The 18862-nt window shown below is 45.1% G+C and carries 14 protein-coding genes and 1 pseudogene; 8 read left to right on the top strand and 7 right to left on the bottom strand.

Features of this window, described 5'->3' with window-relative positions; all coding sequences use genetic code 11:
• The first annotated feature begins 9 nt into the window (after positions 1-9).
• The 3 genes from V1358_RS09450 to V1358_RS09440 all read left to right on the top strand — a co-directional run bounded on the left by V1358_RS09450 (position 10) and on the right by V1358_RS09440 (position 2539).
• Complete coding sequence (locus V1358_RS09450; RefSeq protein WP_347393374.1) at positions 10-339, top strand: hypothetical protein; 330 nt, start codon at positions 10-12, stop codon at positions 337-339.
• Between the two features lie 241 nt (positions 340-580).
• A complete protein-coding gene (locus tag V1358_RS09445; protein WP_347393373.1) occupies positions 581-1414 on the top strand; it encodes a hypothetical protein in 834 nt (277 codons plus the stop codon).
• Between the two features lie 336 nt (positions 1415-1750).
• A complete protein-coding gene (locus V1358_RS09440) occupies positions 1751-2539 on the top strand; it encodes an alpha/beta hydrolase (RefSeq protein ID WP_347393372.1) in 789 nt (262 codons plus the stop codon).
• Between the two features lie 27 nt (positions 2540-2566).
• Here the strand turns inward: V1358_RS09440 and V1358_RS09435 are convergent, their stop codons facing one another.
• From V1358_RS09435 to V1358_RS09415, 4 genes and pseudogenes are all read right to left on the bottom strand, one after another.
• Entirely contained in the window at positions 2567-3205 is a 639-nt protein-coding gene (locus V1358_RS09435; protein ID WP_347393371.1) for a MarC family protein, read from the bottom strand.
• Positions 3206-3399: 194 nt separating this feature from the next.
• Positions 3400-5097, bottom strand: a complete 1698-nt coding sequence (locus V1358_RS09430; RefSeq protein WP_347393370.1) for a GspE/PulE family protein — start codon at positions 5095-5097, stop codon at positions 3400-3402.
• Positions 5098-5099: 2 nt separating this feature from the next.
• A complete protein-coding gene (locus tag V1358_RS09425) occupies positions 5100-5525 on the bottom strand; it encodes a hypothetical protein (RefSeq protein ID WP_347393369.1) in 426 nt (141 codons plus the stop codon).
• Positions 5526-6338: 813 nt separating this feature from the next.
• A pseudogene (locus V1358_RS09415) lies at positions 6339-6474 on the bottom strand (type II secretion system protein); the annotation flags it as partial.
• Between the two features lie 347 nt (positions 6475-6821).
• Between V1358_RS09415 and V1358_RS09410 the strand changes: the two are divergent.
• On the top strand, positions 6822-7055 hold the full coding sequence (locus V1358_RS09410; protein WP_347393368.1) for a hypothetical protein: 234 nt from the start codon (positions 6822-6824) through the stop codon (positions 7053-7055).
• Positions 7056-7154: 99 nt separating this feature from the next.
• Here V1358_RS09410 and V1358_RS09405 read toward each other — a convergent pair whose 3' ends face one another.
• Positions 7155-8114, bottom strand: a complete 960-nt coding sequence (locus V1358_RS09405; RefSeq protein ID WP_347393367.1) for a glycoside hydrolase family 43 protein — start codon at positions 8112-8114, stop codon at positions 7155-7157.
• A gap of 79 nt (positions 8115-8193) precedes the next feature.
• Complete coding sequence (locus V1358_RS09400) at positions 8194-11505, bottom strand: LamG-like jellyroll fold domain-containing protein (protein ID WP_347393366.1); 3312 nt, start codon at positions 11503-11505, stop codon at positions 8194-8196.
• Positions 11506-11980: 475 nt separating this feature from the next.
• Here V1358_RS09400 and V1358_RS09395 point away from each other — a divergent pair, with 475 nt between their 5' ends.
• Positions 11981-14782 (top strand): TonB-dependent receptor, encoded by a 2802-nt coding sequence (locus V1358_RS09395; protein WP_347393365.1) that lies wholly within the window; start codon positions 11981-11983, stop codon positions 14780-14782.
• Positions 14783-15006: 224 nt separating this feature from the next.
• Here the strand turns inward: V1358_RS09395 and V1358_RS09390 are convergent, their stop codons facing one another.
• Positions 15007-15651, bottom strand: coding sequence for a TetR/AcrR family transcriptional regulator (locus V1358_RS09390; RefSeq protein ID WP_347393364.1), 645 nt, complete (start codon positions 15649-15651; stop codon positions 15007-15009).
• Between the two features lie 115 nt (positions 15652-15766).
• Between V1358_RS09390 and V1358_RS09385 the strand changes: the two genes are divergently transcribed.
• From V1358_RS09385 to V1358_RS09375, 3 genes are read left to right on the top strand one after another with little or no spacing between them, the layout of a single operon-like run.
• Positions 15767-16723 (top strand): HlyD family secretion protein, encoded by a 957-nt coding sequence (locus V1358_RS09385; protein ID WP_347393363.1) that lies wholly within the window; start codon positions 15767-15769, stop codon positions 16721-16723.
• Complete coding sequence (locus V1358_RS09380; protein ID WP_347393362.1) at positions 16720-17646, top strand: ABC transporter ATP-binding protein; 927 nt, start codon at positions 16720-16722, stop codon at positions 17644-17646. Before V1358_RS09385 ends, V1358_RS09380 begins: the two co-directional genes overlap by 4 nt.
• Positions 17643-18755, top strand: coding sequence for an ABC transporter permease (locus V1358_RS09375; protein WP_347389724.1), 1113 nt, complete (start codon positions 17643-17645; stop codon positions 18753-18755). The genes V1358_RS09380 and V1358_RS09375 overlap by 4 nt, the downstream gene beginning before the upstream one ends.
• Positions 18756-18862 lie beyond the last annotated feature (107 nt).

Genomic DNA, 18862 nt, shown 5'->3' with positions numbered 1-18862 from the left:
AATAATCGCATGACTATAAATACAGCAGAATTAGCAGGTAATATGCTTGTCGCGATGCGAGGTGTGTTATCTGAAAAGTGGCCAAAAATCAGAGGGTATGGTGAGGCAGAAGCGCACAAGTTGGCGCAATCTCTGTCGAAAATTCAGGCCTTAATTATTGCGGGTGAAATTGATGAAGAAGAAGCGATGCTGCATTTGGCCATTCAAAGAAATGCGAGCCAAAGCGTGTTGCTTACTCTCGCGGGGCTCAGTGCTTTGGCCGTTGAGCAAGCGCTAAACGCGGCTTTTGATGCAATTAAAGACACCGTAAATACCGCACTAGGATTCCCGCTGCTGTAAAATCAGAAATAATATTCATCAGATTTTTTAGCAAAGCTTACAAACCATGGTGCAGTAACTAGTTGTATTAATTGGTTGTTACCCATGTTAACTCCTTGGGAGTTCCTGTCCCAGCAAAGCGACACGGCGTTGTTCTGTACTCGCTCCTTAGAGATACCTGATTATGTGTACTAAACTTTAGATATTCGTTGCAAATACACACCTTGGTATTTGCTGAAGCATCTTTGTAAAAGGTGGTGTTATGAAGTCTAAAATAATGGCTGTATCCAGCTTCTTTTTGGCCTTGTCTGGAAGTGCAATTGCCGATCATTCTTGGGGCGACTATCACTGGGCAAGAACCACAAGTTCATTCGATCTTATTATAATCAACAGTACTACACCGGATTGGGATGGTTACGTGAGTCAGGCTGTAAGCGATTGGTCAGCCTCCACAAAGCTCAATATGATTGAGGATTTGTCAGGGGATAGCAGCAGCCGAACCCGGCGTAAATGTAATGCTCCCGATGGCATGGTGAGGATATGTAATTTGGCGTATGGTCAAACAGGCTGGTTAGGGATTGCGGGAATTTCTTTGGATGCTCAGGGACATATCACCAGAGGCTATACCAAGCTCAATGACACCTATTTTGCATCTGGTTACTACAACAATGATGTTTGGAAGCAAAGTGTCACATGCCAAGAGTTGGGCCACAACGTCGGCTTAGATCATCAGGATGAGGATTTCAACAACGGCTCCCTATACACCTGCATGGATTACCAAGACCCTCCTTATGCGTATCCCAATGCCCATGATTATGAGCAACTCGTGACTATGTATACTCACACCGATAGCTATGATTCTTACATAGGAGGAGGTAACAGCGGCGGTGGTGATGGCGGCTGTAATGCGCCAAAAGGCAAGGGCTGTAATAAGTCAGACATAGGTAACAGCAACAGTGAAATTGGCTGGGGTTATTCGTTAGGTCGTCGCGGTAATTCTGAAACGTTTATTCGTATTGACCCTGATGGCACACGCCACCTAACTCATGTTACTTGGGCCAAAGAGCATGTTGATGATCACCAACATGAGCACTAAGAACGCCACTTGAGATCAGAGTAACTCTCTAAAATGCATTACAAAAAGCCACTCGATTGAGTGGCTTTTGTTTTGTGTATAGCAAAGGGTAATGCACCGCTTTATCAGCTGTATCTAAAGGGGATTGCTTACACTGCCTAATGAAAAACGCAATCCGTGAGTATAGAAATAGTACCGATATAGAAATATCCATCTTAAATTTTACATTTATTAAACTCATAACCAACTGAAAAAATTAGACTTTATTTCTCTTTGGGTTAATGTAGGTTGTAATTGGATAAACACCTCTTGAGGTTTTATCCCACCAATACATCAATCACAAAGGGAATTTAGATTTTGAAAACACTGCTGTCTTGCCTGTTATTACTGCTTTCTTTTGCTTCTTCTGCGGCTAATAAAACAACGGCCCATAAGGAACTAAGTGATGCGCCAGAGATAACTGTGAAGTTGCCTGCATCATATGACGTTGACAAAACAAAGCGCTACCCAGTGATTTATGTGTTAGATGGCACCCTGAACGTTGAACTGGTACAGAGCATGATGCAACGCCTTGCAGACTCTAATGGCGGGAATGAACACATTGTGGTGGGAGTCGAGTCCAAAAATCGTTTGGATGATTTTGCACCTACTGTAAATTTAGACCCTAGAGGCCCCGTTGGCGCTGGTGGTGGGGCTGATAGCCTACTTAATTATTTTGAATCAGAGCTCATCCCCACTATCAATAACACCTACAGAACCAACAATGACAAGGTTATTGCCGGCCACTCCGTCGCTGGATTGTTTGTTATTCATTCTTACCATTCGCGCCCGAATTTATTTCAAGCTCATTTAGCGTTTAGCCCAGCGGTATGGTGGGGGGCACGTGAAACTGCGCAATCGGCCAAACAATATGTTACTTCTGAAAAGCAAACGGCCAACTTTTTATACTTAAATATTGGCAGTGAGGGTGGTGAAATGCGCGAAGTTTATGACGATCTTGCCAACACCATTGCGAGAAATCGCTCAGTAGATTTAGTACTGTTGCTGGACGAATTCAGCGCTGCCGATCATGACTTCACCATGGCTGCTGGTTTATACAATGCGTTAACTGGATTATATAAATACCAGCAAAAAATGGACATCTAGCTTTTGCTTATTCCGGCCAGTTGCAGGCTAAGTACTAGCATTGGTATGTTGGAAGAGTACATACGCATCGTTCATACCTTGTATGAACATTTGCGTTCCAATAATTGTAAGAATCAGTCCCATTAACCGTGTAGTAATACTGATGCCATCCGCACCGACTTTTTCTACAAGCTTGGCACCGTTTAAAAAGCAAATACAGGTGATTAGGCATAGCACTGCAAAGGTGATAATGGTCACCATAATGTGAATAATACCCCCAGAGGCGGAATAGTTCATCGCTGTGGCGATGGTTCCAGGGCCGGCCAAAATGGGTAAGGCTAGAGGCGAGATCGCAATGTCTTCATCATCTTCACTCGATGCTGTTGTGCTGTGAGAGTGTAACTTAGATGACTGCCCCTGAAGCATGTGGTAACCAACAATAAAAACCAAAATCCCGCCAGATAATCTTAGCGCAGGTAAGGTGATCCCAAATACTTCAAAGACCCCCTTGCCCAGTAAACAAAACGTAGTGATTATAAAGAAAGTTGTAGTAAGCGCTTTGAAGGTGGTTTTTCTGCGCTGCTGAGGTGTTTGGTTGGCAGTCATCCCAACAAATACCGCTGTATTGGCGATGGGGTTCATCATTGCAAAGAACCCCATGAATACGGTGATCGTTAGTGTGGTCATATCATGCATCATATTGGCAACTGACTATATCTTATAGACGAATGAGTTTGGTAATATGTTTATAGCGCGTTGTCGATAAAGGAACAATAGAGCAAAGGGAATCTCTGCTTTTTTGTTCATGGTACGATGTGCAGTGTGCTAATCGATGTGCTTGAAAATGGTTTTGAAGGGGGTAGAGCGACCCCCGCTTTTGTTCACAGCGCTCTCCAAAACGCCTCGCCCAAAACTCTGTTTATTTCCTCAGCAGATGTTTGTCCGGCAGCAACTGCATCGATTGCTACTTCAAATAAGGGTCTAGCTCCACTTTGTGCTGCAATTCTTCTTAGCGAAGAGGAGTCTTCACCGGCTCTTATTGCATCAGCCAATTGATCGGTAATTGTGATAATTTCAAACAGTGGCATTCGTCCTTTGTAACCGGTTTGTTGACATTTATCGCACCCTTTAGCAGAGTGGATGCTCAACTTTGGTAAAGCGAGTTTAAAACGGTTTCCATGTGTATCATCAGGCGCAGGTCCTTCTTGACGACAGTGCTCACATAGTTTTCTTACTAACCGCTGCGCTGCAACACCTTTTAGAGAATCTGCAACAATGGGGGGAGGGACCCCAAGACCCATAAGTCGAGGAATTGTCGTGATAGCATCGCTGGTATGTAATGTTGTCATAACAAAGTGCCCAGTTACCGCCGCGCGAAAAGTCATTTCAGCTGTTTCTTCATCGCGAATTTCGCCCATTAAAATAACATCTGGGTCTTGCCTGAGGATGCTTTTCAAAGCGGCAGAAAAGGTGAGGTGTTGTTCTGGATTAATACTGACTTGAGCAATACCTTCGATTTCATACTCTACGGGATCCTCGACCGTTACAAGGCATTTTTCAGGTGTGTTAAGCTCTTTGAGGGCCGCATAGAGGGTACTTGTTTTTCCGGAACCTGTTGGCCCAGTAATTACAAATATCCCCTCACTATTTTGTAGTAGGCGTTTGAACGAATCTAGCTCTCTTGTTTGTAGCCCAATTTCTTCTAATGTACTAACTACAGACTTTATAAGCAGCCTAATTACAACTTTTTCACCACCTTTAACGGGCAGCGTAGATACCCGCAGGTCAACATCATGGCCACGCATTTCGAGGCTAACACTGCCATCTTGAGGAACCATCTTCTTCGCTAAGTTAAGGCGGGCAATGGCTTTTATACGTTGAACAATGGGTACCAATATTTGGGATGGCACCTCTGATATGATGCGAAGCATACCATCAATGCGGTAACGAATAATTCCACCGTTTTGATAGGGTTCGATATGAATGTCGCTCGCTTTCATAAGAAAAGCTTCTAGGAACATTTCCGATACTATTTTGACAATAGCTGAGTCAGTCGCTAAATGATTCTTATCATTGGATGACTGTGACGATGACGACTTTATAACAATGTCTTTTTGCGAGATGAGCTCATCTGGGTAGTAGTGAGCAATCCAATTGTTGATTACTTGAGGTGGCGCTAATCGGGTTTTAACGTGAAATGTGGTTAAAAACTCAAGCATTGTCTCCATGTCTTTATCAAATGGATGCGCACAAGCAACTGTAAGCACGCCATCTGTGAAATCCAGCGGGAAGATAGTGTACTGCTCAGCGAATTTACGAGGCACATAATGTAACAAGTCCTCAGTCATTTTCACTTTGATTTTAGCGGTTTCTAACTCATATTGATCCGCAATCATTGTAGCTAAAGTGTGGGATTCGACTCCTAATAATTCTTGTGCTGTTTGCCAAGCTGAACTAGGGCTTGTAAAGTCAAAACTCTCATCAATTTCGGGTGATTTTTCTGTAGCGTGCTCTTTACAAAAACGTTGAAGCCACATAAAGGCTGTATGAATTCTTTGGCTATCAGTGTTTTCGATCATTATTAATCCATTACTAATTTATCTTCTTTGGCATCAAACGTGATGCTCGAGTCTCCATGGGGGATGCTTAGGCGAAAATGATCTGGCGAGATCTTTTCGTAAGTTATATTCATCACTGAAGCTATTGGGCTCGGAGCCGTGTTTGGGAGTTCGCCGTAGGTAGTTCGGTAATGCTCTACATCTTCTGCCACCATCAATAAAGCGACTGAGCTACCTGTTTGATAATCTCTGCTGTTATTGACACTGTGGGTTTCGACCCCAGTAAAAAAAGTTTTAGCTAACATAAATCCAAACGCTATACAGATTACATAAGATAGCCAGTCAGGAATATAAATTGACGCCGTTCCTGCCTTTCTTTGCGTACCTTCTTGCGCTTCATTCATTGCGTTGGCAATATTTTCTTCCCATCGCTTATTCGTTGAAATCATTGCGTTACCCTCCAAACTAATTATTGTGACCATGCTGTTGATTTTGGTGGTTCTGGGGGTGCTTCACCCAGCCCGGGGGCCAATTTAAGTGGTCTCCAGCCGTGCTTTGAGTCCCTCCCGCAGTTTGGCTTGGTACTGGAGTTTGAACGGTTGATTGTCCAGTGTTTTGGTTGGTTGTCTGTCCTGTGACTTGGTCAGTGGGTTGCCCTGTGATTTGGTCAGTAGGTTGGCCTGTGATTTGGTCAGTGGGTTGCCCTGTGATTTGGTCAGTGGGTTGCCCTGTGACTTGGTCGGTGGGTTGTCCTGTGACTTGGTCGGTGGGTTGTCCTGTGACTTGGTCGGTGGGTTGTCCTGTGACTTGGTCGGTGGGTTGTCCTGTGACTTGGTCAGTGGGTTGCCCTGTGACTTGGTCGGTGGAATGGTTGGTGTTGTGATGCAGCTCGTATGGGGAAATTAGTGCGATCATCAATATATTAGGAGTAACAAATGCATGCTTGAACTCAGCAATATGATCAACGGCGTTGAGCACATCAATGCCATTTTGATCATTGGCCCTTAGAAACAAAACAGGGAACGCTTGATCACCAGTAAATTGGAAATATCCTGAATGGTTAACTAATTGTGCAGAGAAATCTATGTTGTGCCGTTGTGAAAATTGATTGGCAAGGCGTGGCAAATACTTAGGAGCCAGGCCGAAATCTGAACTTGATAGTTCAACGTGATTATTCAAGATTTCTGGGTTTCGCGTACTAACATAGGAGTAGGCTGAACTTATTGCATGGATTCTGTACAACACCTCCGCAGCCTTGGCTTCATTTACGTAACGCTTGTAGCTCGGTAAGGCTATTAAAGCTAGTATGCCGATGATAGCAATGACGACCATTAGCTCAATTAATGTAAAGCCACTGCGATTATTAAGGCGAGTATATCGCGATAATTCATGTACCATTTATATGTCCATCATTATGAAGGTAAATATTATTTTTCAAGTTTATACAAAATTACAACTATTTCCTCTTTTAAGTACACTCGCAGTCTTTTTTAATGTTCTTTAGCTGCTGTTTACTCTTTTTTCCTGTCGCCCCCATTTATGTATTACATAGAAGTAATTATGTCGTTCTTTTTGCCTTGTCACTTTGATTAATAGTCATTATTACCCCAAGGACAAATATAGGTAAATTATTGTTTCATGCACATCGCTATTTGCTATTGATAGTTACTATGCTTATATTTGTAACTAAAGAACGATAAAAGCGAACTTGTTTCGCTATAAAGGAATATACAGGGAGCGTAAATATGGGCATGAATGCAGTCTTGATTGGGCAGCTTATCGCATTCAGTACTGTGATCATGGTTGGGCCGATGTGCTACTACTATGGCCGCCGCAAGACGCAACATCCAATAGCTGTAGGGATCTTGGGTGTTATTTTAGGATTTTTACCGCCGCTAGGTTTTATCTTTTTAGCCTTTATTCTGCTCAAGAACGATATTCCAAAGCATACTACTGTCAACTCTGAAGAAGTGGCTTAGGGCTAATTTATAACTGAGTTGGTAGTTCGTTGGGCTAATTGCCCACAATGAAAAAAGAGCTGAATTTCAGCTCTTTTTTTGCGTCCATAACGAAGCCATTTATTTAACGGCTTGTACACCTTCAGTGGTCATAATCACACGTTTAAGAGTACCGTCTTCGTTATAGTAAAGTGGGTCGATAGCCACCGAACGACGAAAGCGTCCACCACTTGGCTCGCCATCTTTTGGTGGCACGGCGCCCGTGTGGTAGATAAAGTAGCTCTGACCTTTGAATTCTATAATCGACTGGTGGTTGGTTTCAGAATTACCGGCGATTTCGTTGAGAATTCCCTTGTATTCCCAAGGGCCTTCAATGCTTTTGCTCATGGCGTAGCAAATTTTCTCCGGAAATTCACAGGCATAAGACAAATAATAGTTGTCGTCTTTTTTGTGCACCCATAGCGCTTCGGTAAAATTCGGCACATCAATGGTTTTAATCTCACCGTCGAGTTCGACCATATTGTCTTTGAGCTTTACGTATTTTGGCATTAGGTTGCCGAAAAACATGTACGCATCGCCGTTTTCTTCGATGAAAATAGCTGGGTCAATATCATCCCAGTCATTCGGTGTGTGGGTAGTCATGTCATTGGTTACAAGTGCATGGCCAATCGCATCTTTGAAAGGACCGGTTGGTGATTGTGACGTTGCTACACCAATTGCGAAACCAGACTTTTCATCGTTATGACGAACCGTAGTGTAGAAATAAAACGTACCGTCTTTTTCCACCATGTGCGATGCCCACGCATCACCTGTTGCCCATTTGAAGTCTGTTGCTTTCATGATTGGGCCGTGCTTTTTCCAATTCACCATGTCAGTGGAAGAAAACACCAGCCAGTCGTGCATTTCAAAGAAACGGTCGTTGTTTGGGGCTTCGTCGTGACCGGTATAAAGATACACGGTGTCGTTATGCACAAGCGCCGCAGGATCGGCGGTAAATACGTCATCGAATAATGGGTTTTTAGCAATGGCTGCACTGCTGCAAAGCGCCAGCGCAGAGGCTAATGTTGTTATCTTTTTCATAGCTTGTTCCTCATAGCAAGGCGCCAACCGAAGTTAGCGCCCTAAATTCAATATAAATTGATATTATATTACTTATTGGCTATTGCATAGTTTCAGAGTAAAGTTGTTGGGCATCGCGTGCAGACAATGCATCGTCGAAAATCATCAACTCATCCACAAGCCCTTTGTATGGAAGATCCCAGAAGTTCACACCAATTGCAAAGCCAGTGAAGCTTGCAGGTGTGAATACGTCAGGGAAGTTATTACCGCTGTAGACTTCTTCACCGTTGAAATAGATGTTCAGGGCGTTACCATTATTTACAAAGACAATATGTGACCAAGCATTGATTGGCGTTTGCTGTCCCATACCCGCGTCATACCAGTTGGTACCCGACCACACCATAGAGTTATTGCCCACGCCATCTGTGCCTTTGAGCACCAAGCTTATCCAACTTTCAGTTGTCGCATAGGCGAAGAAAGTTGGTGTGAATTGAGTCAATTCTTCAGGGTTTACCCATAGTGATACGGAATAGGTGTTATCTCTGAGGAGGTTATCAGGCAATTCAACGCCATAGCTGCCGTCTAGATGCAATGCGCGACCGCTTACACCGTCAGCAAACATGGCCGCTGGTCCTGCACTACCTAGCTGTGGCCCAGTGGTTGTGCCTGCAGGGTACTTATCTTCATTATCAAGCAAGGTGTCATTATCGAAGCTGTAAGCCACACGCGGTGCCGGTAAACCTTTAGCACGAACCACGACTTCAAATGATTTTGTTGCCGTTTCGCCATCCAGCGTAATGGTGGCTGTCAGTGTAACTACAGCATCGGATTCACCTGCTTCAGGGCGCGTCACTTCACCCTGTGTGGATACCACTTCTGTATTTGATGACTGCCATTGCACCGCACTTGCGTAAGCACCAGTGCGCGGTAAGCGTAGGTTCTCACGTACCGATGAGGTGTCCCCTAAACTAAGCAGTTCAGTTGCTGAAGCGAGTAGTTCATTGGCCGGCAGTGGTGTTACGTCAAGGTTCTTAATTTCGGTTGCACTGAGTGCACCTTCATACACCTTTACGTCGTCAATTAAGCCGTTGTAAGGAATATCCCAATGGTTCACGCCAAGAGCAAATAAGCCATCACCGTTTGAGAACAAGTCTTGGAAGTTACCACCTGAGTATTTCTGCTCACCATTTACATACACTTGCAGTGAACCTTGTTTGACTGAAAAGGCAACGTGTGACCATGAGCCCGCAGGGATTTGCATACCCGCAGAGCCATCAATCCACACTTGTGAGCCACTCCACAGCATGGTATTGCCATCCCAACTCCATGGTACAAGGCTCAGCCAGTTGTCGACATCCTTGGCACCAAAGAATGCAGTGGTGAATTGTGTTAACTGTGTTGGATTGAGCCACATTGATACCGTGTATTCAAAGTTATCAATTAAGCCATCGGGTAGACGCACGCCATTGCTGCCATTGAGTTGTAGCGCTTGACCCTCGTAGCCTGCGGTGAAGTTCGCATTGCCAGTAATATTGTCTGGGCGCTCCGCCGTTGCTTGTCCCACACCTTGGTAGCCCAAGCTATCCGCAAGGCTATCGCTGAAGCTATAATGTGCAACGCGGTTGTATGGTTTACGCGCCGGTACGGTTACTGTAAAGGTCTTGGTTTGTACTTGTCCTTGTAACTCAATTGTAGCTGTGAGTGTGACAGTCGCATCCGCTTCACCTGCATTCGGTCGGTTTAGCTGGCCTACTGTGTTGATGATTTCAGGTTTATCGCTGACCCAACTGATGCTTGCACCCATCGCACCTACGCTTGGCAATGTTACGTCTGATTGCGTGCTTTGCGGCAGCACAAGGGCTTCGTGAATGTTTGCCATTACCTGGCTTAAACCAGGGTCGTTGAGCTCAGAGCCCCATGCTGCACCGCCTTTTGCCGAAAGCACACTGAATGTGGGCGTTAAGCGGCCTGTTACATTGTTGTATTGCCATTTGGCAACGCCTTTAAAGGTGCCTAAATCGTCAATGTTGAGGGTGATGTTACTGTTTTCGTCTATTTTCCACGAGCCACTGTAATCACCTGAGATTACATCATCTTCTTCAAGACGTAAGTAACTTGATTGTTTGGCTGTGCGGTTAATATCCAAACCGTGAATAATGAATTGATAGGTACCGTAGGCGTCAATTTCATCCACTAAGTTTGCGCCTGCGATTGGCACATAGCGGTGTGGAGATGCAACGAGCCAGCCGTCCTCAGTGGTGAACATTTCATGTACGCGCACTGAGTGGCCCTCACCCATATTCGGGAAGCGGGTATGGAAGATAAGGTAATGGTTACCCGTCGTTTCATCGTAGTAAGCCGAATTGTGGCCAGGCGCCATATAGCCGTGGTCAAATCCTTCTTCGCCGACGTTATGGTTAAACTCAAATCCACCCATAATTTTTACGCCATATGGACTGATAGAGTCCCAATTACCCGCAGCGCCAATCATGTCTTGGCCTTGATAATCTTCAAATGGACCATCTGGATTTTTTGAGCGAGAGATACGCATATTGTAGCCGTCGTTTTGCTCATACCCGCCAAATGAAGTGAATAGGTAATAGTAGTCAGTCTCTGGGCTATAAAGCATGTAGGGCCCTTCAATGGCACTGTAGAAGCCGCCCATTAGTTTCTTACCATAGCCTTGATCTGGCAGTGCCATACCTGTTTCAGGGTTCATTTCCATGATCCAGATACCGCCTGAATAGGAACCATAGACCATCCACAAGCGGCCTTCTTTATCAAAGAATACATCTGGGTCAATGGCGTTGGGGTGAACATTGCCATTATAGTCCTCGCCATTGATGCCTGGGTTTTCATCGCCTACGTGGCCTGTTTTAAGGATTAACCCTAGGTTTGTGAATGGGCCTTCTGGCGAGTCTGAAACAGCCACACCCAAATATGAGCGGGATACGCAATTTCCAGTATCCGGCAAGGCGCAGTGATCATAATAGAAGTAGTAGCGACCATTATTCAGCTGGATAGCGTCCGCAGCCCAAGAACCCACATGACCGCCAACCCATTCAATACCTTCCGCCGCTTCTGCGGCATAGGTATTAAATAGTGGATTTTCATCTGTCACATCGCTTGCGATCAGTTCCCAGTTAAGCAAATCAGTACTTTTTGCAGCTGCGAGATGAGAGCCATAGATATAATACGTGCCCTCAGCGTCACGCATAACCGATGGATCGTGTACGGTAACATCACTAAAGCTCACTTCGCCTGCCAACGTCGGATCTTCATATTCCACAGGAGGGATTTCTGGTGCGGCTGCTACAGGTTCGCCCATGCCAAAGCTTTGCGAGCTACCATCATTACAAGCTGTTAAAGCTAGAGCAATGCTAGTAGCCAATAAAGAGGGAAGGATTCTCATAGTGTATCTCTCATTAATGGTTATAGGTATTATTGTAATACATAAATTAGCATGTTTTTTGCCCGTGTAAACTACTTGTTAAATTTATATGTAGTGAATAATTAGCAAAATAATCATATGAGGATGTGAAGTCACATTGGCAAGCGTGCCGACAAACACCAATCTTGTTGCGCTTTTGGGGCTTTTTGGTGAATTTTAATTGATGAAAGAGTGTAGGAAATTCGGTAGGTGTAATGCGCTTTGTGTTTAATCGTACAATTTGTTAACTGTTTGGTATTGACTGATAATAAATCATACAATACGATTATAGTCCGGATAAGACTAATAATAAATTAACGCCATTAGGCTAGGCTGTGCGGATCCGCAGTGCGTGCAGCTATTGCAAGAAGAGGATGTTAGAGTACAGGAACTTTTTTAGTTTCTCTCTTTGCATACGAATGCAGGCCTATCATGACAACGAAGCGGAGAACAACACATGCACAAGAGAACGCAACTAGCGAGCGCAGTCCTGTTAGCATTAAGCTGTAATTACAGCTTTGCTGCAGACGTTGAGAATGAGCAAGCTGCACAAGAGTCAGAAGAAAACGTTGAAGTGATCGTTGTATCAGGGATACGTGGAAGCTTAAACAAAGCCCTCAATGTTAAGCGCCAAGCATACCAAGTAGTGGATGCAATTGTTGCTGAAGACATCGGTAAGTTCCCAGATAACAACGTCGTAGAAGCACTTCAACGTGTAACGGGTATTCAGGTAACTGACCGAGGCGCCGGTGAAGTCAATACAGTTTCTATTCGTGGTTTAACGGATGTTACGACCACGGTAAATGGTCGCCAAATTTTTACAGCGGCGGGCCGCAATGTTGCACTCGCTGATATTCCAGCTGCACTGCTTGAAAGTGTCGATGTGTTTAAAACTCGCTCTGCTTCACAAGTGGGTAGTGGTATTGCTGGTCAAATCGACATTAATACTCAGCGTCCGTTTAACTTTGAAGGCGCAAAAGTTGTTGCATCTGCGCGTGGTATTTATCAAGAACAAGCTGAAGAATTAGAGCCGAACGTATCGCTATTAGCGAGTAACCGTTGGGAATCTGATTTTGGTGAGTTTGGAGCGCTGGTAAACGTTTCTTATGCTGAAACATCATATCGCGACCAAAACATCGCAGCCGGTGCGATGGTGCCATTTATGACGTTGAATCCGGCTGATGGCTTTGGTCAACTAGAGCGTATTCCTACAACCGATGGTCGCGTGAGCGAAGAGCTAATCTGGCAACCAGGTCTTGAAAATGGCTTACCGTATCAATCGGGTTCAACCCTTGATATCAATGGTGTACCAACGGAATACTACCTGTCGCGTGATGCGGTATTTGGCAATGATTTTACCGGTAACCGTGAACGTCCAGCTGCGAACATCTCCTTGCAATGGCGTCCAAATAACGACTCTCAATACACATTCGAAGCCTTTTATAACGGTTATCGTAATGAATCATTCAACTCTTTACACTTCACCTTCGTAGATTGGTGGGGCAATGTTGACCCTGAGAATCCACCACTGTTATTTGATGGCACGAACATCATTAAAGAACGTTATGTTTCAGCACCTTATGGCTTTAACAGTGGCGACTTAACGGTCGGTAAAACAGACAGTTATGTGTATGCTTTGGGCGGTGAATGGAATATCACGGATGACTTCAAACTTGCCTCTGAAATATATTACCAAGACAGTGAGTTCGAATCTCAGTTCTTCGCAATGCGTACCGACCGTGTTGCTTATGGCTTGAACGTTGACTTCAATGACAACGACGGCCTACCTTCTTTGGAGTACCTAGATAATCCAGAGACAGAAGTAAACGAAGCGGATTTAACTGACACCACCCAGTGGAACGTCGCGCAACTATATGATAGCGGCGGCAGCTCTAAGGGCGATGCCTTAACTTTCACCTTGGATGGCGAGTTATACGTAGATAGCTTCGGCTTTGAGAAGATTTCTTTCGGTGTGCGTTATGACAACCGTGGTGCAACCGATGCAACGCGTGATGTTGATGGTTTCTTAGGTCAGCCGCTGAGCACTTTGGACGAAGGTTTAACCTCAATCAATGAAGGCTTCTTTGATGGACAAGCGAATTGGCCATCAACATGGGCGGTGGCCAATGGTTACTACATTTACAACAATCGCGATTACTTCCGAGGCTTATACGGTTTTCCTGAAGACCAGCTAGTCTTGGAAACGACGTTCGATATAGAAGAGAAATCATATTCGGCGTACGTTCAAGGCGACTTCTCTACCATGCTGTTTGGTCGTGAGTTCGATGGTCAAATCGGCTTGCGTTATGAAGACGCAACAGCCGACATGACTTTCTTCGATATTGATCAAGTACCAACGGCGGTTAGTACAGCTGAAAACAGCTCAATAGCTTGGTTGCCAAGTGTTGTTGTTCGCTATCACTTAGGTGAAGATTTAATCGCTCGTGCGGCATACACAGAGACAATTCGTCGCCCTGATTTCGCACAGTTGAATTCATTTATCTATTATCAAGAAGATGTAACAGACATTGGTTATGGCACGGCAAGTGGCGGTAACCCTGACTTGGAGCCGGTTGAGTCTAAAAACTTTGACCTGACACTTGAGTGGTACTTCGCTGAAGACAGCTCACTTTACGGCACTTGGTTTAAGCGTGATATTGAAGGCTTTGTCTACGGCTCAAACCGTATCGTTCAATACCAAGGTCCAGATGATGACGCGCCATACCCTTATATCTTGAGTCAACCGGATAACTCATCAAACGGTACGTTGGATGGTTGGGAGCTTGGTCTAGTTTACTTCCCTGAAAATCTACCGGATTGGTTGAATGGCTTTGGTGTTCAAGCAAGTGCGACACTTCTTGATTCAAACCAAAAGCTACCAACTTATAGCGAGACGGGAGAGTTCACCGGTTACGACACGCGTGACATGTTTGGTGTATCTAAAGAGTCTTACTCGACCGTACTTATTTATGAGCGTGAAGGCTTCGACATGCGCTTAGCGTATGTTTGGCGTGACAACTTCTTAAACAACTATGAAGCGGCGCAGTTTGCCAACCCATTAGGTGTGTACCGTCGTCCAGAACAAAGTTTGGATTTCCAACTTAGCTACGATGTAACGGAAGACTTTATGGTGACGTTTGATGGCACCAACCTAACTGAAGAAATGTTTCATACATATTATGAGTACCCGTACACACATAATTCGGGTAGCTCATTGTTCAGCCGCACATTTGCGCTGGGTTTGAGATACTCTTTCTAACAACTCTCAGTGTTAGCTGATTAACAGCTGTATACCACACGACAAAGAAGGCCATGAGTAACCCTCATCGCCTTCTTTTTTTGTGTCTATTACCAATCAACTTAAATAGCGACGCCATTTAGCAGGCTAAAAATTATGCTCACAAGGCTCAATATTCGCCCAGCGCTATGTCTGGTTGCATGTTAAAAATTAAGTGTTTAAGCAAAGCAGGCGAGAAGAGGCGATTAACCCTGCATATTTTTTACGGCGTTAAGTCCGCCTAATGCATAGTTAAATAAGTAGTTGGAGAGTTGCTGTTGCTCCATAGAGCGAATGGCTTGCAATGGGCCCGGCAAGTTTTCACCTGCCACCAAAATCATCAAACATGGCGCCATCACGCTTATAACGCAGGGGAATATCGAAGGATCATCGGCCGCAATGCCCGTTAAATTGCTAAGAATGGTTTTGATAATGTTGATTTTCGGCAGGCCTTCTTCATCGGCAAGAACCTTCAGGCTAGCGCTCGGTGACAACAGCTCCCTTGCTAATAACTTAAAATGCCAATCGTTCGGCGACAACACTGCTTTCGTTAGTAGGTCAATCACACTTTTGAGCTGTGCTTCGGGGGAGTCGCTTTGCTCAGTGATAATTAATAAGTCTTCGAGCTTGATGATGTGCGCATGTGCTTCTTTGAGAGTGTGCTGATACAAACCGTCGCGACCACCAAAATGATAATTTATGAGCGCCAAATCCACTTCTGCTTTAATGGCAATATCTTTGTTTTTTGTCGCCCCAAGCCCTTGAGTGGCAAAGAGCCTTCCTGCGGTATTTAAAATGCGTTGATGGGTGAGGGCACCATCTTTTCGAGACGACGTTTCTTGCTTTGGCATAGTGGTGTGACCAAACTGATTGAAATATGACCGGCATTAGTTTAAATTAAATTTAATTTAAACTAAACCTAAATGTGCGTCGTCCCTATTTGCATTTATACGCTAGGCTAACTTTATGAGATTTAAATACATACCGCTATTTTTTGGCTTACTTGCCACTGTGTTCGGTTGCACTGACACCGAAGAGGACACAGCATTTGGTATTTTGGAGCGCGACAGGGTAACGCTTCTAGCCACTGCCAATGAAGTGATCACTGCATTGCCCGTACATGAAGGTGCACGAGTTAAAGAAGGTGATGTGTTGGTTGAGCTTGATAAGACTAAACAGCTGGCGACATTTAACAAAGCCAAGGCTGTTGAACAGCAGGCTCAGGTGTATTTGCAAAAATTACTCAATGGCGAACGCATTGAAGATATTGAAGCCGCGCGCGCCACCCTAGATTCGGCTAAAGCCACGGCTACTGAAGCGTTATTACAGTTAAAACGCGCTCAAGAACTCGTTGCCAAGTCATTGGCGTCGCAAGTTGAACTCGACAATGCGGTTGTGGCAAATGATTCAGCAAAAGCCGCCGTTGTGGTAGCGCAGCAGAGTTTGAAAAAGTTGGTAAGTGGCTCGCGAATTGAAGATATTGAGCAAGCCCAAGAGTCGCTCAAAGTAGCGCAGCAAGCCGTGGCATTCGAGCAAAAAGTGTTGGCGGATTTAACGGTGCGCGCATCGCGCGACGGTATATTGGATTCACTGCCGCACAATCTCGGGGAACGTATAAATGAGCACGCTGTGGTGGCCATTTTACAAGCAAACACCACCCCGTATGCACGTGTATATGTACCCGAGCCTTACAAAGCAAAAATCGCCCCAGGTAAAAAAGTCACTGTCATTATTGATGGTGTGCAAGGTGAAGTAACGGGCACGGTACGTTGGGTCTCTGTTGAACCTGCCTTTACACCTTATCGCAGCATGAGCGAAAGTGACCGATCGCGTTTGGTTTACTTAACTGAAATCGACCTTCCCCAGAGCACGCAATCGTTGCCAGCAGGTATTCCTGTGCAAGTTAAGTTGACTGCGCTATGAACGAATTAGTCATCAAAGCGCACAATGTCACCAAGAAATTCGGTGATTTCAATGCTATTGACGATATTTCGTTGAATGTAGAAAAAGGTAATATTTACGGCTTCTTAGGGCCTAATGGCTGTGGCAAATCGACCACAATTCGAGTCTTGACGGGCCTACTCACCGCCTCGTCAGGAGACGTTGAAGTGCTAGGTCTTCGCATCCCCCAAGACGCTGATGCGTTGCGATTACGCATAGGCTATATGACGCAAAAATTCTCACTGTACGAAGATTTAACCGTGGAAGAAAATCTGCTTTTCATGGGGCAGATTTATGGCTTGGGCGGCGCTGAACTCAAAGCTCGTTGCTTTGAGCAAATGAAAACATACGGACTGCATTCGCTACAAAAGCAGATGGTAGGCGGTATGAGCGGCGGCCAAAAGCAACGTTTGTCCTTGGCCTGCGCGACTATTAATAAGCCTGAATTGCTATTTTTGGATGAACCCACTTCCGCTGTAGACCCTGAAAATCGTCGTGACTTTTGGGAAAAGTTATTTGATTTATCAGAGCAGGGAACCACCATCTTGGTGACCACGCATTATATGGATGAAGCGGAGCGGTGCCATAGATTGGCGATTATGGAGTCAGGGCTAATTCGCGCCGATGGCACCCCAGAAGAACTGATGCAAAACATGGGCGTGAACATCGTTGAAGTGAAAACCAGCGGGTTAAGATCTTTAAAAGCCAAGCTCATTGCCAATAGCCATATTCGCTCCGCGGCGCAATTAGGCGTGCGTTTACGGGTGCTGGTTTACAACCAAATCAGCGACCCTGTGCAATGGTTACGATCAGAATTTCCTGAACTGCAAAACGCAGAGCTGACTCTTGCAAGACCCACGTTAGAGGATGTGTTTGTGAGCGTAACTGGGCAGGGGCGAGAATGATTTCCTTCGCCCGTATTCGTGCCGTGATGTTCAAAGAGGTCAAGCAGCTTTCGCGCGATCGCCTCACCTTTGCCATGATAGTAATCATTCCGCTGGTGCAGTTAATGCTGTTTGGCTTTGCCATTAATACCGATGTGCGTCATATCCCCGTTGCTTTAGTTGACCACAGTAACAACCAGACTGGGCGCTTGCTTACTGAAACCGTTAGAGCCTCACAGATAGTGGATTTTACCAAGACATTTGACACACCAGAGCAGGCAAAAGCGGCTATTCAAGCAGGTGAAGTTCGCGCTGTGTTGGTGATCCCTCACGATGTAAATCAACGTTTAGAGCAAGGGCGGGTGTTAGCGCATTGGATGGTTGATGGCACCGACAGTGTGATTGGCGGAGCGATATCCGGTTTGCAGAATATGCCATTTTCGCTAGACACTAAATCAGCGAATAGCCAAATTACCGAGTTAAGTTCCACGAGCACGTTTGAAATCGCGTTGTATTACAACCCGAGCCGGCGAACAGCGGTGAATATCGTGCCTGGATTGTTGGCGGTGATCCTCAGTATGACCATGGTGCTATTCACCAGTATTGCCATTGTCCGCGAGCGAGAAAGGGGTAATCTTGAGTTACTCATTAACACCCCCGTGCGCCCAATTGAATTAATGATTGCCAAAATCGTCCCCTATATCTTCGTGGGGTTAATTCAAGTGGTTATTGTTTTGGGCTTGGGTTATGTGATGTTTGACGTCCCAATTAATGGCAAGCCGCATGAAATCATGCTGGGATCTTTGCTGTTTATTTCCGCGAGCTTAACGCTCGGACTCTTGATATCTACCTTCGCGCAAAGTCAGTTGCAGGCCATGCAGATGACCTTATTCGTGTTACTCCCTTCGATTTTGTTGTCAGGGTTCATGTTTCCGTACGAAGGGATGCCTGTCGCGGCGCAATGGATTTCTGAAGTGCTGCCTGCAACGCACTTTATGCGCTTGATCAGAGGCTTAGTACTGCGCAGCGCTGAACTCACCACGTTATGGAAAGACTCCCTATGGTTAGGCGCATTTACGGTGTTTGGAGTATATTTTGCCTCAAGGCGATTTGCTAAGACGTTGGATTAGTTGCCGTCAGCACATCAGCGCCGTTACAGCGTGGTATGTTGCGTGAAATGAACAAATTGATATTTTTAATAAAACTATTGCCGATTTTTGGGCTTTTCTTTGCGTTT

Origin of the sequence: Pseudoalteromonas pernae (assembly GCF_039831865.1) — a bacterium.
In the GTDB taxonomy this organism is placed as follows: Bacteria; Pseudomonadota; Gammaproteobacteria; order Enterobacterales; family Alteromonadaceae; genus Pseudoalteromonas; species Pseudoalteromonas pernae.
The sequence above is the reverse complement of the archived record's forward strand: the minus strand, read 5'-3'. Positions and strand labels throughout refer to the sequence as shown.

Bases quoted from the DNA above. Each gene is read 5' to 3' on its own strand.
- V1358_RS09450 (WP_347393374.1), top strand. From the start codon at position 10: ATGACTATAAATACAGCAGAATTAGCAGGTAATATGCTTGTCGCGATG.
- V1358_RS09445 (WP_347393373.1), top strand. From the start codon at position 581: ATGAAGTCTAAAATAATGGCTGTATCCAGCTTCTTTTTGGCCTTGTCT.
- V1358_RS09435 (WP_347393371.1), bottom strand. From the start codon at position 3,205: ATGACCACACTAACGATCACCGTATTCATGGGGTTCTTTGCAATGATG.
- V1358_RS09430 (WP_347393370.1), bottom strand. From the start codon at position 5,097: ATGATCGAAAACACTGATAGCCAAAGAATTCATACAGCCTTTATGTGG.
- V1358_RS09425 (WP_347393369.1), bottom strand. From the start codon at position 5,525: ATGATTTCAACGAATAAGCGATGGGAAGAAAATATTGCCAACGCAATG.
- V1358_RS09410 (WP_347393368.1), top strand. From the start codon at position 6,822: ATGGGCATGAATGCAGTCTTGATTGGGCAGCTTATCGCATTCAGTACT.
- V1358_RS09405 (WP_347393367.1), bottom strand. From the start codon at position 8,114: ATGAAAAAGATAACAACATTAGCCTCTGCGCTGGCGCTTTGCAGCAGT.
- V1358_RS09400 (WP_347393366.1), bottom strand. From the start codon at position 11,505: ATGAGAATCCTTCCCTCTTTATTGGCTACTAGCATTGCTCTAGCTTTA.
- V1358_RS09395 (WP_347393365.1), top strand. From the start codon at position 11,981: ATGCACAAGAGAACGCAACTAGCGAGCGCAGTCCTGTTAGCATTAAGC.
- V1358_RS09390 (WP_347393364.1), bottom strand. From the start codon at position 15,651: ATGCCAAAGCAAGAAACGTCGTCTCGAAAAGATGGTGCCCTCACCCAT.
- V1358_RS09385 (WP_347393363.1), top strand. From the start codon at position 15,767: ATGAGATTTAAATACATACCGCTATTTTTTGGCTTACTTGCCACTGTG.
- V1358_RS09380 (WP_347393362.1), top strand. From the start codon at position 16,720: ATGAACGAATTAGTCATCAAAGCGCACAATGTCACCAAGAAATTCGGT.
- V1358_RS09375 (WP_347389724.1), top strand. From the start codon at position 17,643: ATGATTTCCTTCGCCCGTATTCGTGCCGTGATGTTCAAAGAGGTCAAG.